Annotated in this window: 12 protein-coding genes; all 12 read right to left on the bottom strand. The window is 36.3% G+C overall.

Annotated features, from left to right (window positions below):
- Window positions 1–330 precede the first annotated feature (330 nt).
- Window positions 331–1,839, bottom strand: a complete 1,509-nt coding sequence (gene lysS / locus M3005_RS03185) for a lysine--tRNA ligase (protein WP_293793622.1) — start codon at window positions 1,837–1,839, stop codon at window positions 331–333.
- A gap of 66 nt (window positions 1,840–1,905) precedes the next feature.
- On the bottom strand, window positions 1,906–2,916 hold the full coding sequence (dusB, locus tag M3005_RS03180) for a tRNA dihydrouridine synthase DusB (protein ID WP_293793621.1): 1,011 nt from the start codon (window positions 2,914–2,916) through the stop codon (window positions 1,906–1,908).
- A gap of 75 nt (window positions 2,917–2,991) precedes the next feature.
- Complete coding sequence (gene hslO, locus M3005_RS03175; RefSeq protein ID WP_293793620.1) at window positions 2,992–3,876, bottom strand: Hsp33 family molecular chaperone HslO; 885 nt, start codon at window positions 3,874–3,876, stop codon at window positions 2,992–2,994.
- Window positions 3,877–3,940: 64 nt separating this feature from the next.
- Window positions 3,941–5,923 carry an ATP-dependent zinc metalloprotease FtsH gene (gene ftsH, locus M3005_RS03170; RefSeq protein ID WP_293793618.1) on the bottom strand — a complete coding sequence of 661 codons (1,983 nt, stop codon included), beginning with the start codon at window positions 5,921–5,923 and terminating at the stop codon, window positions 3,941–3,943.
- 117 nt (window positions 5,924–6,040) lie between these two features.
- A complete protein-coding gene (gene hpt / locus M3005_RS03165) occupies window positions 6,041–6,583 on the bottom strand; it encodes a hypoxanthine phosphoribosyltransferase (RefSeq protein WP_293793616.1) in 543 nt (180 codons plus the stop codon).
- Window positions 6,584–6,606: 23 nt separating this feature from the next.
- A complete protein-coding gene (tilS, locus tag M3005_RS03160) occupies window positions 6,607–7,971 on the bottom strand; it encodes a tRNA lysidine(34) synthetase TilS (RefSeq protein ID WP_293793614.1) in 1,365 nt (454 codons plus the stop codon).
- Window positions 7,972–8,044: 73 nt separating this feature from the next.
- Entirely contained in the window at window positions 8,045–8,506 is a 462-nt protein-coding gene (locus tag M3005_RS03155; RefSeq protein WP_293793613.1) for a S1 domain-containing RNA-binding protein, read from the bottom strand.
- A 95-nt stretch (window positions 8,507–8,601) separates the two neighbouring features.
- Window positions 8,602–8,979 carry an FtsB family cell division protein gene (locus M3005_RS03150; protein ID WP_293793611.1) on the bottom strand — a complete coding sequence of 126 codons (378 nt, stop codon included), beginning with the start codon at window positions 8,977–8,979 and terminating at the stop codon, window positions 8,602–8,604.
- A gap of 90 nt (window positions 8,980–9,069) precedes the next feature.
- Window positions 9,070–9,342, bottom strand: coding sequence for an RNA-binding S4 domain-containing protein (locus tag M3005_RS03145; RefSeq protein ID WP_293793610.1), 273 nt, complete (start codon window positions 9,340–9,342; stop codon window positions 9,070–9,072).
- Window positions 9,329–10,918, bottom strand: coding sequence for a putative polysaccharide biosynthesis protein (locus M3005_RS03140; RefSeq protein WP_293793608.1), 1,590 nt, complete (start codon window positions 10,916–10,918; stop codon window positions 9,329–9,331). Before M3005_RS03140 ends, M3005_RS03145 begins: the two co-directional genes overlap by 14 nt.
- Window positions 10,908–14,435 carry a transcription-repair coupling factor gene (gene mfd / locus M3005_RS03135; protein WP_293793607.1) on the bottom strand — a complete coding sequence of 1,176 codons (3,528 nt, stop codon included), beginning with the start codon at window positions 14,433–14,435 and terminating at the stop codon, window positions 10,908–10,910. Before mfd ends, M3005_RS03140 begins: the two co-directional genes overlap by 11 nt.
- Before the next feature lie 22 nt (window positions 14,436–14,457).
- A complete protein-coding gene (gene pth, locus M3005_RS03130; protein ID WP_053949687.1) occupies window positions 14,458–15,015 on the bottom strand; it encodes an aminoacyl-tRNA hydrolase in 558 nt (185 codons plus the stop codon).
- Window positions 15,016–15,045: the final 30 nt, after the last annotated feature.

Here is a 15,045-nt window from a genome sequence, read left to right as displayed (position 1 = left end):
AGATTCCTTACACATCATCGATTATCAATCTTGTTCAGTTTTCAAAGATCTACCATTTTGTCTTTTTGACGACTTAATAAGTATATCAAAGTTGTGAAACATAGTCAACAACTTTTTTATTCAATTTATAAGTCGTTTTCCTTAACGACAACAATAAATATTATGCCATCTAATGACTGTAAAGTCAACATGTTTTTATATTTATTTTTTCGTTTTGTTTTTTCAAACAACATTTAATATATTATCAATTTTGTGGAACATCGTCAACCGATTTTACAAAAAAAGAACTTTAAAAATTGAAATTCAATCTTTAAAGTTCTTTTAAAAAAATTATTCTTCTACAGAGTTGTCTTCTGGTCTCATAGTTGGGAACAATAGAACGTCTCTAATTGATTCTGCATCAGTTAATAGCATTACCAGACGATCAATACCGATACCTAGTCCACCAGTTGGTGGCATACCGTATTCAAGAGCTTCAACGTAATCTAAATCGACTGGTTGAGCTTCATCGTTACCGTTTGCTTTTTCTGCAGCTTGTGCTTCAAATCTTTCCTTTTGATCGATTGGATCGTTTAATTCAGAGAAGGCATTAGCGTATTCCATTCCTTCTACGTATAATTCGAAACGATCAGTAAATCGACCATCTTCTGCATTCTTCTTAGCCAATGGAGAAATTTCTACCGGGTGACCGTAAATGAATGTTGGGTTGGTAATCTTAGGTTGAACTTCTTCTTCGAAGAATTCGTTAATGATGTGACCAACAGTCCAGAAGTCTTGGTATTGAATGTGATGTTTATCAGCAAGTTTTCTTGCTTCTTCTAAACTCATTTCTTTCCAGAAATCAATTCCAGTTTCTGCTTTAATTGCATCTACCATGTGTAGTCTTTCAAATGGCTTGTTGAAGTCAACTTCATCCCCACGGTATGAAATAATTCCATTATCAGTAACTACTTTAGCAGCTGCCTTAAAGATACCTTCTGTTTCATCCATAACATCATGGAAATCAAAGTATGCAATGTATGATTCTAATTCAGTAAATTCTGGGTTATGGTTTTGGTCCATCCCTTCATTTCTAAATACTCTACCAATTTCGTATACTCTTTCCATTCCACCAACGATTAGTCGTTTTAAGTGAAGTTCTAGGGCAATACGTAGGTATAAATCAATATTTAATGCATTGTGATGAGTAATAAATGGACGCGCACTAGCTCCACCGGCTTGGTTATGTAGCACTGGTGTTTCTACTTCTGTACAGTCCATTTCATTATCTAGATAATTTCTAATTGCTGAAATAATCTTGCTACGTTTTTGGAAACGGTTAAAACTATCTTGGTTAGAAATTAAGTCCAAGTATCTTTGACGGTATTTTTGTTCTTTGTTTTGTAGTCCATGGTATTTATCAGGTAATGGACGAAGTGCTTTTGATAAGAAAGTAACGTGAGTGGCTTTAACTGTTAGTTCACCCATGTCTGTCTTAATTAAGTCCCCTTCAATTCCTAAATGATCACCTAAATCGGCACGTTTGAAGAAGTGATAGTTATCTTCTCCAACTTCATCTTTTCTTACGTAAAGTTGAATTCTACCAGTACGGTCTTGTAGGTCACCAAAACCTACCTTACCTTTACCACGTTTAGCAACCATACGTCCTGCAATAACTACCTTAATGTCTTTTTCTTCAAGCTCTTCTTTTGAGCAATCCTTGTAGTTATCGTGTAATTGTTTAGCTAAATGAGTACGTTCAAAACGGCTACCAAATGGATCTACGCCTTCTTCTCGTAATTCATTCATCTTTTGGCGACGAACTCGCAATTGGTCATTCATTTGCTTTTCTTGTGCCACAGTAAAACCTCCATCAGAATAAATTATTATATCTATTTACATAATACCATAAAATATATCAAAAAATTAGATTTCACTTAAATCTGCATTTTTTGCTTGTCTTTTATGAGTCTTTTCAACAAATTCGTCGAAAATATCAATCATTTCTTGTTCTGTTTCTGCATTGTTTAATGCTACCTTAGCTCTAGCAGAATGTGAAATTCCCTTTAGGTAGTATGCAGCTTGTCCTCTAAATTCACGAGGACCTGTAAAGTCACCTTTAACCCCTACTAAACGGTGTAAATGTTCCTTAGCAGTTTCGATTCTTTCATCTACTGAAGGTTCTTCTAGCAATTCACCAGTTTCTAGGTAATGTCTAGTTTGTTCTAGCATCCAAGGGTTTCCTTCTGCTGCACGACCAATCATAACAGCATCAGCACCAACTTCGTCTAACATCTTTTTAGCTTCTTGTGGTGTTCTAACATCCCCATTACCCATGAAAGGAATTGTTAATGCATCCGCAACTTGTTTTAAAACGTTCCAGTCAGCATCACCAGTGTACATTTGTTTTCTAGTACGACCGTGCATAGCGATTGCAGATGCGCCGGCTTTTTCAGCCATTAAAGCATTTTGAACAGCGTAAACGTGGTCTTCATCCCAACCAGTTCTCATCTTAACAGTTACTGGTTTCTTAACAGCATCAGTAACGTATGAAACCATTTCATATACCTTGTTTGGGTCTAGTAACCATTTTGAACCTGAATCAGATCTAATTACCTTGTTTACTGGACAACCCATGTTGATATCAATAATGTCTGCTTCAGTTTCTTGGTCGATAAACTTCGCACCTTCAACTAAAGTTTCCTTAGTACCACCAAAGATTTGAATACTCATTGGGTGTTCCTTAGGATCGATATCTAACATACTTAAGGTCTTCTTATTCTTGTGCATTAGTCCACGGTCAGAAATCATTTCACAGACTACTAAACCAGCACCAGATTCTTTACAAATCATTCTAAAAGCAGTGTTAGTTACCCCCGCCATGGGTGCAACTACAACTTGATTAGGGATTGTAACGTCTCCTATTTTCCATTCCATTTTATTCACCTCTATTAAACACATCTAATATGATAAATATAATATCACACTAATTAATAAACTACCTAACAACAATTACGCATCTTTATTACTACTTAAAAGCGCTCTTAAATCATCTTCAGTATAATTATATTCACTTTGACAGAAATTACATACTACTTTTGCACCATGATCTTCATCAATCATCGCTTGAATTTCGTCATCGTTAATTCCTGAAATTCGATCAGCAAATTTTTCTTTTGAACAATCACATCTAAACTCAACTGGCATGTTTTGTAAAATATCGATGTTATCTTCACCAAAGATTAATTTCAAAATATCTTCTGGTTTTTGTTTAGATAAGAATAATTCTGAAATCATTGGAATTGATTTTAATCTTTCTTCCAACTTCGCAATTGCATCTTCAGATGCACCTGGTAATACTTGAATTAAGTATCCACCAGCAGCACCAATTGTACCATCTTCATTTACGTATACAGACACGCCCACAGCTGATGGGATTTGTTCTGATTGAGCAAGATAGAAAGTAAAGTCGTCACCAATTTCTCCAGAAACTAATTGAACGTTACTTACGTATGGTTCGTCACCACCTAGGTTCTTCATTACTTCAAGACTACCTTGACCAACAGCTCCACCTACGTCTAGTTTGTGGTGGGCATTTAATGGTAAGTCCACACGAGGGTTGTGAATGTATCCTTTCACGTGACCGTTGGCGTCAGAATCAATCACGATGCCACCAGCGGGTCCATCGCCCAAGATTTTAACGGTCATTGTTTCTTTCCCTTTAAGCACAGAAGTTGATAGTAATAAACTAGCAACCAATGAACGGCCTAATACCGCTGATGATACTGGCCATGTTTGGTGATCCTTTTGGGCTTCACTAACAACGCCAGTAGCTTCCATGGCATATGCTCTAAACATTCCATCTTTAGTTACACTTTTAGTTAAATAATCAGTCAATTTTATTCCTCCTAATCACCTAAAAAAGCGTGAGTCAAATAAATTCAACCCACGCTTTTATTAGTTAGTCTTCATCATTGTTTTCTTGATGTTGATTTTCTTTTTCTTCTAGTTTTGCTTTGCTTTCTTCAAAAGAAGAATCTTCGTTAGTTTCTTCTTCTTCAGGCATCTTACCTGTACGGTATAGACTTAAGATTTGCTTTTCGTCTAGAGTTTCGTATTCAAGTAATGCATCAGCAATTGCCTTATGTTGTTCACGGTGTTGTTCAATAATATCATGAGCTTGACCATGTGCTTCATCAATGATGCGTTTGATTTCTTCATCAATGATTGCGGCAGTCTTTTCAGAGTATCTTCTTGCGTATGGGTCATCACTTGGGTTAACTAATTGAACAGTTCCTAGTTTTTCACTCATACCATATTGAGTAACCATTGAACGGGCTAAGTTAGTAGCTTGTTCAAAGTCATTTGAAGCACCTGAATCTAGAGAGTCGAAGACGATTTCTTCAGCAGTTCTACCACCCATTAAACCAGCAAGTTGTTCCATTGCATTCTTCTTAGATAAGAAGTATTGGTCTTCTTTAGGTAGCATAATTGCGTATCCTCCAGCACGTCCACGAGGTACGATAGTTACCTTATGAACGACACGGGCATCGTTTAATACTAAACCAACAATCGCATGTCCTGCTTCGTGGTTAGCAACGATGTTTCGTTCTCTCTTACTTACCGCTTTATCCTTCTTAGCAGGACCAGCGATTACTCTATCTTCAGCTTCATCCAGTTCAGCTGGGCCAATTTCAGACTTGTTTCTTCTAGCAGCTAGTAAAGCAGCTTCGTTTAACAAGTTAGCTAAATCAGCACCTACGAAACCAGGTGTTTGTTGAGCAATTGCGTGTAAGTCAACGTTATCAGCGATTGGCTTGTTCTTAGCATGGACCTTAAGAATTGCTTCTCTACCTTTAACGTCTGGATAACTAACAAGTACCTTACGGTCAAAACGACCTGGACGAGTTAACGCAGGATCCAATACATCAGCACGGTTAGTAGCAGCAATTACGATTACACCATCATTACCTGAGAAACCATCCATTTCAACCAATAGTTGGTTCAATGTTTGTTCTCTTTCATCATGGCCACCGCCCATACCGTTTCCACGTTTTCTACCAACAGCATCAATTTCATCAATGAAAATGATGGCTGGAGAATCTTTCTTAGCTTGTTCGAATAAGTCACGAACACGGCTGGCACCAACCCCGACGAACATTTCAACGAAGTCAGAACCTGAAATTGAGTAGAATGGTACGCCTGCTTCACCAGATACGGCTTTAGCAAGTAAAGTCTTACCAGTTCCTGGAGGTCCTTCTAATAGGACACCATGTGGAATCTTAGCGCCTAACTTAGTGAACTTCTTAGGATCTTTTAGGAATTCAACAACTTCAACAAGTTCTTGTTTTTCTTCCTCTTCACCAGCAACATCACTAAATCTAACATCACTCTTAGTTGGCTTAGCTTTTGACTTACCAACACCCATGATGCCACCTTTACTACCATTCTTACCACCCATTTGGTTCATCATAATAAAGAAGAACACGATGATAATTAACATTGGTAATAATGAGAAGATTAGGTTTGACCAGAAACCGCCATCGGTATCTGCACCCTTAGCGCCCATCTTAACGCCGTTCTTCTTCGCATATTCAGTGATTTCATTGATAGTACTATTGTTCTTCAATACCTTAGTCTTGAATGAAGAAACTTTAGTTTCACTCTTAGCACCAGTAAATAAAATACTGCTGTTAGAGTCTGATTTCACGCTTTGAGCTTTTCTGTATTCACCAGAAACGGTGTATACACCATTTTCAGGTTGAATTGAGAAACTCTTAATTTTATTATCTTTTAGTTCTTGAACAAACTGGCTTGATTGTAGTTCTTGAGTTTGAGGTTGACCATTCTTAGATGTAACAAAGAAGGTAACTCCCAAGACTATTAAGAAACAAACAATGTAAAACAGGCTGTTCTTGAATAATCCTTTGTTGTTATTATGCATCAATTGCCTCCTGTGTTTAATGCTTGTCTATGTATTAAAAATTACGTGGTGAGACCGCCACTTTCTTCAATACATTACATGAAACATATATTATCATTTTTCAAACAAATACTCCATTTATTTGTCTGAATATACTTCTGGTTTTAGCACACCAACATATGGAAGATTACGATACATTCCTTTGTAATCCAATCCGTATCCAACAACGAATTCATTTGGTACTTCTAGACCAACATAATCAGCCTTGGCATCAACTACACGGCCTTCTGGTTTATCCATTAAAGTACATACCTTAATTGATTTGGCACCACGTTCAGCCAATAGATCTTCTAGATATTTTAGAGTACGACCTGTATCAATGATATCTTCCATAAAGATAACATCACGTCCTTTAACATCAAGTTCAACATCTTTAACTAGTTCAATTGATCCGCTAGATGCTGTTCCTCCGTGATAACTTGAAACATCGATAAAATCGATATCAATGTATACGTCCATTTCTCTTACAACATCAGTCATGAAGAAAATGGCACCCTTTAATACACCTATTACAATTGGCTTTTTCCCATTATAGTCTGAAGTAATTTGTTGTCCTAATCTGCGACAAGCGTCTTGAATATCTTCTTTGCTATACAAGGTTTTTAGAATGTCGTTGTTCATTAGCTGCTCCTTTCACATCGTTATTATTTAATTATTAATGCATATTTTTGTTTCTGCACATCCGTCTTAAAAACTGACTCACGATAGCCTAAGATAGCTAATACTTGTCCATTACTGTCTACCAGCGTTTGGGACATTTTGCGATCTTCAAACGGGACTTTACTATTAATAAAGACACGTTTGGCTGCCTGATGTCCACCATTTTTAAGCGTGACTTTGTCATCGTTTTTGGTTGGCTGTACATTGATTGGAAACTGTTCATCACTAAGATAAATAGTCGCCTCTCGTTTGTTTAATTCATCATGGTAATCTGACTTATCAGTAAGCATCCACTTAAATTGATTAGCAGAATACCATTGATTCAATGTTACCACAAATCGCTCATTTTTTAATCCTGATATTTGCTTTTTAACCATTTTTTCGACAAAAAAATAGTTATATTGCTTTTTCATGACAAAATTCTGTGCTAATTGCACCTCACCCTGTGGTTTAGTTCGGTTATTGAGCAACTGCATAATTTGTTTAATTAACGCTAAATTAAATTGATTAGGAATATTTTCATTCAAAATCAAATCAATTACACCCTGCTGAATAAACTCTGGACAACTTAATAATTGATTTAAGTCATACTTATTTTCCATATTAATTTCTTGCACAATTTGCTTAATTAAGTACTCATTTTGTTTATGCATTAATTCGACTTGATTGGCAAAACTTGCGATATGGTCGACCCCCTGTGGATTTTCCATTTCAATCAGAGGCATTAGTTGGTGTCTCATCCGATTTCTCGTGATTTCTAAATCTTGATTAGTCTCATCTTCATACCATTTAATTGAATTATCGATGGCGTATTGTTTTATTGCTTGCTTCTTAAAATGCAATAACGGTCTGACTAATTGATAGCCATGAAAATCTCTAACTTCCTTAATCCCACTTAAATAATTGATAAAAGTTCCACGAATTAATCGCATCAATACCGTTTCAGCTTGATCATTTTCGTGATGCGCCGTAATTAAAGCATCTGCATCATATTTTTGTAAAACTTGTAAAAAGAAATCATATCTAAACTTGCGCGCTGCTTCTTCCACTCCGGTTTGTGGATGTTTGTTTACATCCCAAGCACTCACCTCAAGCGTTAAACCGTGTTCTGCACAAAACGTTCTAACATATTGTTCCTCTTCATCACTGACGGATCGTAACTGATGATTAACGTGGGCAACCACAATCTGTGGGCGATTCTCAGTTGGTAAGTTCATCATTAAGTTCAATAAACTCATCGAATCCACCCCAGCTGAAACACCAATTACGACGGTTTGTTTGGGAGTAAACCAATGATGATTTTTTAAATGTAAATTAAATTGTTGCTGTAATTTTTTTGGCTCATCCATCCCAAACTCATCCTCCTTTACATTTTTAGGTAAAAATAAAATGATTAAGGTTTCCCCCAATCATTTTTTATGATTAGCTACGACGACCGCCACGGCCTCCGCGCTTACCTTCTGTATTCTTCTTGATTGTTGCTAAACGACTTTCACTTTCCTTTAAGAAACTGTCCATTAAGTCGTCAAAATTAGCTTTATTATTTTTATGGTTATCATTATGATGACGATTATCACCGAACTTACCATGAGTTGAACGATTGTTGGCCATCTTAGGTTGTGCTGCTGGCTTTTCTTTTGGTGCCGGTTTATCAGTAGCTTGTCTGATTGATAATGCAATCTTACCATCATCGCCTACGCTTAAAACCTTAACCTTAACGTCGTCGCCAACCTTTAATACATCTTTAATTTCTTTGATATAGCCATCAGAAATTTCACTAATGTGAACCAATCCTGTTTTGTGTTCGCCTAGATCAACAAAAGCACCAAAATTAGTGATTCCTGATACTTTGCCGGAAACTTTTGCTCCAACTTCAATTGCCATAAAAAAAATGTTCCTCCTAGAAATGATTAGTAATTTAAGTATAGCACCATTCAAATGATAATTGTATAAAAAAAACGGTATTTTTTCATACCATTTTAATTTTGGGTTACATCTTTTGAAACATCCCCTGGAAGGCTATATACCGTTTCTCCAGGCTTCGTGTAATAGTATCTTTCGCGAATGATTTTTTGGATGTAATCATTATCATGCAACTGCTTAATATTTTCTTTTAATTTCTTATTATCAACTTTACTCTTCTTTAGTTCTTGTTGAGATTGGACTTGCTGCTCAGAAATATTTCTCACCTTTTGTTTAGTTGAGATAATTTGAAAGGTTAGAACCGCAAATATTAAGAGGAATGTTGACACTAGAATAATTCCACGTTTTTTTCTACTTTTTAGAATTTCTTTGTGTCTAGACTGTTTCATTCTAGTATATTGATTATCTAGTTGATGAACGTTGTTCACAGCCATATCGATTCCTCCTCTCAAATTACTATTTATTAGTATAATTGATTCCTTAAAAAAATAAACAAACAATTAGCTTTTTTAATGTAAATTTAATTATTCTTCAAAAAAGTCACGTTCATACTTTTCATCCAAGACAGTGTACATTCTATCGGCATCTGCTTTCTTGGTTGTTTCAAATAATTGATTTACTTGAACCGTTAAGGTTTTGTTACCAAATTTAATCACTAACACATCGTTAGACACCACATTAGATGATGACTTAGCGACACGGTCATTGATGGTAATTCGACCTTGATCAGCGATATCTTTCGCTACTGTTCTTCTCTTAATAATTCTTGAAATCTTCAAAAATTTATCTAATCTCATTTTTTAATCCCCACTTATCTATAAACTTATTTATTACTGGGACTGATTGCCATTCTTGATAAGTTAATAATTTCATCTTGATTGCGAGTCCACCAAATACTGCTGCCCCAACTGGGATAAATAATACTAACCAGATGATGGCTTGTAATCTACTACTATGGATAAATACGTATTGTCCTAGTAATTGCATTAATCCTAATTCAATTACCAACATCGTAATCGCCATAATGGCTAGTTTAAACATAAATGACCATTTTTGTTCGATATTAACAATTGTCTTCGGCGCAAATTTAACGGTGAATATTAGCATAATCAATAAACTAACCACCGTTGAAATACTTGCTCCACTAATTCCCATATAGATTACCATTGTTTGCGTGATTAATAATTTCAACGTTAAACCAATTATAATCGATATAATCGTCACCTTAAAATGATTAGCACTCTGCAAAATACTACTATAAATGGTAATCATTGTAGTTAAAATGACACTAATCATAAAAATACTGATGGTTGTATTTTGTTGAACACTGTTGAACAACAAACGATTAATCAGTGGCATTAAACTAATCATCCCTACTGCTACTCCCACTGTTAAAAACATGCTAACGCGGAGCATTTCTGATGCCAAATGGTGAAATGATTTCAGTTCCTTTTTTCTGTATGCCAAACTTAATGACGGTAAAATGGCCGAAGCAAATGATGTTGCAATCACTAATCCTAATTGAACTAGTGGTTGGCCACGATCATAAATTCCCTTAACCACCTGTGAGTCTAACATAGATAAACCATTCATAATTAATCCCTTTCGCACAGTAAAGGAATCAATTAACTGCATTAATACCATCAAAGATGATAGTAAACAAATGGTTCCCCCTTCAAATACCATTCGTTTGATTAATACTCGATAGGATAAGACCTTGATTTTCGGTAATTTTTTAATGTCCTTAACATAGTACTTAACTAAAATTGCGACCGAGAATAATTCGGCTACCGGCGTTGCAATCATTGCATACGTTCCAATTGTATATGGATCAATGCCATGATGAACTCCAATGTAGGCTGCCAAGATAATCAATCCCACTCGAATGATTTGTTCAATCACTTGAGAATACGCGGTTGGTTTCATGACTAAGGTAGCCTGAAAGTATCCCCTTAAACAAGCTAGAATTGGCATCATCAGAAACATCCAACTAACCGCACGAATCAAACTATCTAATCGAATGTCACCCATCATTGCCGCAATTGATGTCGCTTTAAGCTGAGCGACCAAAAAGACGACGATTCCAAAGATTGCCAATACAATAAAGATTTGGCGTAATAGCCCCTTTTGCTGTTCGATTGAATCTTGTTCTGATATCACTTGTGAAATCAGCATTGGCATTCCACTTAACGCAAACACCATTCCAATTCCATAAATTGGATAAACCTGTTGAAAAACATAAAAGCCCACATCTCCGACTAAGTTTTGAAACGGTACTCTGTATACGGCACTTAAGATCTTACTGATTAAGGATGCAATTGATAAAATCATTGCACCCTTCATAATAATCGCTAATTTATTTTCATTTTTCATTATTTAAGTTTCCTGTGTGTTCTTTATCTAATGCCACGACGAATTTAGTTAATTCAGCTAACCATTCTTGTTCTTCCATATTTGGTTGAATAATCAATGTCACCTGCATCTTATCGTTGGCAGTTCCGACCATTGATCTAAAGTTAGTTTGGGCAATCGCTTTTAAAACTTGTTTACTATCATAAAATTCTGTTCCAATTCTCGATAGTGTAATCACAATTTGTTTTGGCACTTGGCGAATCTTTTCAATTAGTGATGCATCTGCATACATTTTAATTCGACTAATCGTTAATAGATTTTCGACTGCCACTGGGTAGTCACCAAAACGATCAATTAAATCAGATTGTAATTCACGGTATTGGTCATCATTTTGCATTTGACGAATTCGTTTATACAATTCGATTTTTTGTTGCGAGTCATCAATGTAGTCACTAGGTAAGTACGCTTCGACATCCATTTCAACGGTTGTGTCGACACGTTGTTCTGCTCGTTTACCACGTTTAGTGGCGACCGCATCCGCTAGCATTTGAGTATACATATCATAACCGACTGAATCGACGAATCCTGATTGTTGCTTCCCTAATAGGTTTCCTGCCCCACGCAATGATAAATCACGCATCGCAATCTTAAAACCAGATCCCAATTCGGTGAAATCACGAATGGCTTCCAATCTGTTTTCAGAAACTTCGGTTAACACCTTATTTGGTTTATACATAAAGTAAGCATAGGCAACGCGATTGGAACGACCAATTCTTCCACGAATTTGATACAACTGAGATAATCCCATGTGGTCAGCATCTTCGACGAATAATGTATTTGCGTTTGGAATATCGACCCCGGTTTCAATAATGGTAGTGGTTACTAACACATCATATTCCCCGTTGACGAAATCATATAGAATCGTTTCTAATTGGTTTTCGGTCATTTGACCATGAATATAACTAATTCGTGCATCTGGTACCAACGCTTGTAGTTTCATCACCGTTTCTTCAATATCAGAAACTCGATTATGCATGAAGAAGACTTGCCCACCACGATGCATTTCACGAGTAATGCCTTCTCGAATTGCACCGGCGTTTTCTTCCATTACATAGGTTTGAATTGGATAACGGTTTGCTGGTGGAGTTTCAATAACTGATAAATCACGTACTCCCATCATCGACATGTTTAATGTTCGAGGAATTGGAGTCGCAGTTAAGGTTAAGACGTCCACGTTGGAACGTAGTTGCTTAATCTTTTCTTTGTGTTTAACCCCAAATCGTTGTTCTTCATCGACCATTAATAGTCCTAAATCCGAAAACTTAATATCATCTGATAATAAACGATGGGTTCCGACAACGATATCGATTGAACCTTCCAGTAAACCAGCTTTAGTTTCTTCAACTTGTTTTTTAGTTCTAAATCTTGATAGCACTGCTACCGATACTGGGAAGCCTTCAAAACGATTGACCATCGTTTCATAGTGTTGTTGTGCTAAAACCGTTGTAGGAACCAAAAAAGCGACTTGTTTGCCTGCTTCGATTGCCTTAAAGGCAGCATGCAATGCTACTTCGGTTTTTCCATAACCAACATCTCCGACCAATAATCGATCCATTGGGTGTGGTTGTTGCATATCACGCTTAATTTCTTCGGAACTCTTCACTTGATCAGGCGTTGGTTGATAAGGAAAGGCTGCTTCAAATTCTTCTTGGTATTCATCATCTTCTGGGAACGCATATCCTTGTTGATTAGAACGTTTGGCATATAGTTCAATTAAGTCATCGGCAATATCTTCAATCTTTCCTTGTACTTTTGACTTCGTCTTTTGCCATTCACTTCCACCCAGTTTGTTCACTCTTGGATGTTTATCTTCGGATGAAACGTACTTTTGAATTAAGTTTAACTGTGTCACCGGAATAAATAACTTGGCATTATTTTGATAAGCAATTGTCATGTAGTCTTGGTGCTTACCATCGACTTCCATTGTTTTCATACCTTCATACTTACCAATCCCATGGTTAGCATGAACAACGTAGTCGCCCGGTTTTAAGTCGGTATAACTCTTAATTCTTTCCGCATTCGAGAAAGTTTGACGACGAGCCCTTTTTTTAAGCACGGTTGTAAACATTTCTGATTCAGTAATTACCGCTAATTGCTTAACCGGTAATTCAAAACCATTTTTCAAACGTTCGTTAACCACTTGCACCTGGTGTTCTAAAATTTCATCGCCATTGGTTTGCGTTGCTTTAATTTCAAAGTCTGCAAGCGTTTGCGTCACCTTTTGCATTCTCGCTTTGTCTTTAACCAAAATAACGACAGTGTCATCTTGTCTGTGCCAACGATCAATTTCGGTCTTCAACAATGGCATTTGACCAAAGAATTTTTGCATTGGACGGACTTTAATATCATTTAATTGCGTTAGTTTTAAGTTTCCTAACCCTTTTTGGAATAATGATAATAAGATTTCTGCTTGTTTAATTTTATGGAAATGTTCTCTAAAATCGACCGTGTATAAATCATTGGCCACGATTTCACCATGTTCAAACTTATCGTCTGCCCATGCTTGTTCTTCTTCGACTAATTGTTGATTATTTTCTAAAATACGGCTGTAGTCATCAAATAAAACCACGCCATCTTCATCTAAATAATCAAAAATAGTGGTTTCATTATCATAAATTAATTTGGCATACATTAACCAATCAGGTGTGATGACTCCTTGACGGGCATCAGAAAGTAGTTCTTCCACCGTATTCGATAATCTTAGTTGTTGTTCTTCATCTAATAATTGTGGTTGGCGTTTTGCCAATAATGCAGATAGCTTTTCAATCGCTTCATTCTTTTGATCCGAAGTTAACACCATATCGGTTGCTGGTAAAATACTAATCGATTCGATATTTTCCACACTTCTTTGGTTGGAAACATCAAAGTAACGAAGTGAATCCACTTCAGTATCAAATAAATCAATTCGGACCGGATAATCTGAGTTCAGTGGATAAATATCAATAATTGATCCACGTAAAGAAAATTCACCTGGTGCTGCCACCATTTTTTCTGGGACGTATCCCATTTGATAAAGTTGATTTCTGACTTGATCTAAATCAATATCATCTTCAACTTTAATCGTTAAATTAGCAGCTAAAAAGTCATCCGCCGATGGCAAAATCCGCTTAGTTCCAGACACTGAAGTCACGACAATTTTCGGTTTATCACCCAATAAATCTGCCAATGCTTGCACACGGGTAGCTTTATATTCAGGTGAACTAGTTGCGACTTCGGCGGCTAACACTTCTTCGACTGGAAATTCAATTACATCATCTTCATCGATAACGTTTTGTAAATCTTCTACGATATCATCACATCTGGAAAGCGTATCTGTCACAATTAAGATATTCTTTTTAGTTGCGTTAAATAAAGCCGCAATCATCATTGTCTTAGCTGAACCGGATAATCCAGTTACTAACTGACGATGCTTCGGCTGTAAATCTTCTACAACTGTTTCAAACTGTGGTAATTGTGTAAAAAATTGACTTAATTCCAAAACCGTTATCCCCTCTGATTAATTAGTTATACTTATTTTCCAACTTGTTAAAGTCGACTCCATCAATAAATTCTTCGATTGCGTCGACAGTTCGATCTAATGCTGGATCTAAATCGATTCTTTGGTCTTTAGTAAATTGACCTAATACGTAGTTAACGACACTTTCGTTAGTTGGGTGGTCAGTTCCCACTTTGATTCTGTTAAACTTATCAGTTTGTAGGTGCGCAATTAAACTCTTAATTCCGTTGTGACCACCAGCTGACCCATGAGTTCTCAATCTAATTTTGCCGACCGGTAAATCCATGTCATCATATATTACTATTAAATCGCTTAAATCTAACTTAAAGTATTTCATTAATGGTCCGACTGAACGACCTGATTCATTCATGAAAGTTAGTGGTTCAACCAACATTACTTTTTCACCATTAATAGTGGTAGTTCCAATTTTAGCTTCCATCTTTTGAGTATTTAATTCTACTCCATGTTTTTCAGCAAATGCATCGATTGCCATAAAACCAGTATTATGTCTGGTTTCTTTATATTGTGGTCCCACATTTCCTAATCCCACAATCATCTTCATAAAAAAACGCTCCTTTTTCGTAACTATAAT

Origin of the sequence: Apilactobacillus sp., assembly GCF_025290035.1 — a bacterium.
Classification (GTDB): Bacteria; Bacillota; Bacilli; order Lactobacillales; family Lactobacillaceae; genus Apilactobacillus.
This window is presented reverse-complemented; position numbering and strand designations above follow the sequence as displayed.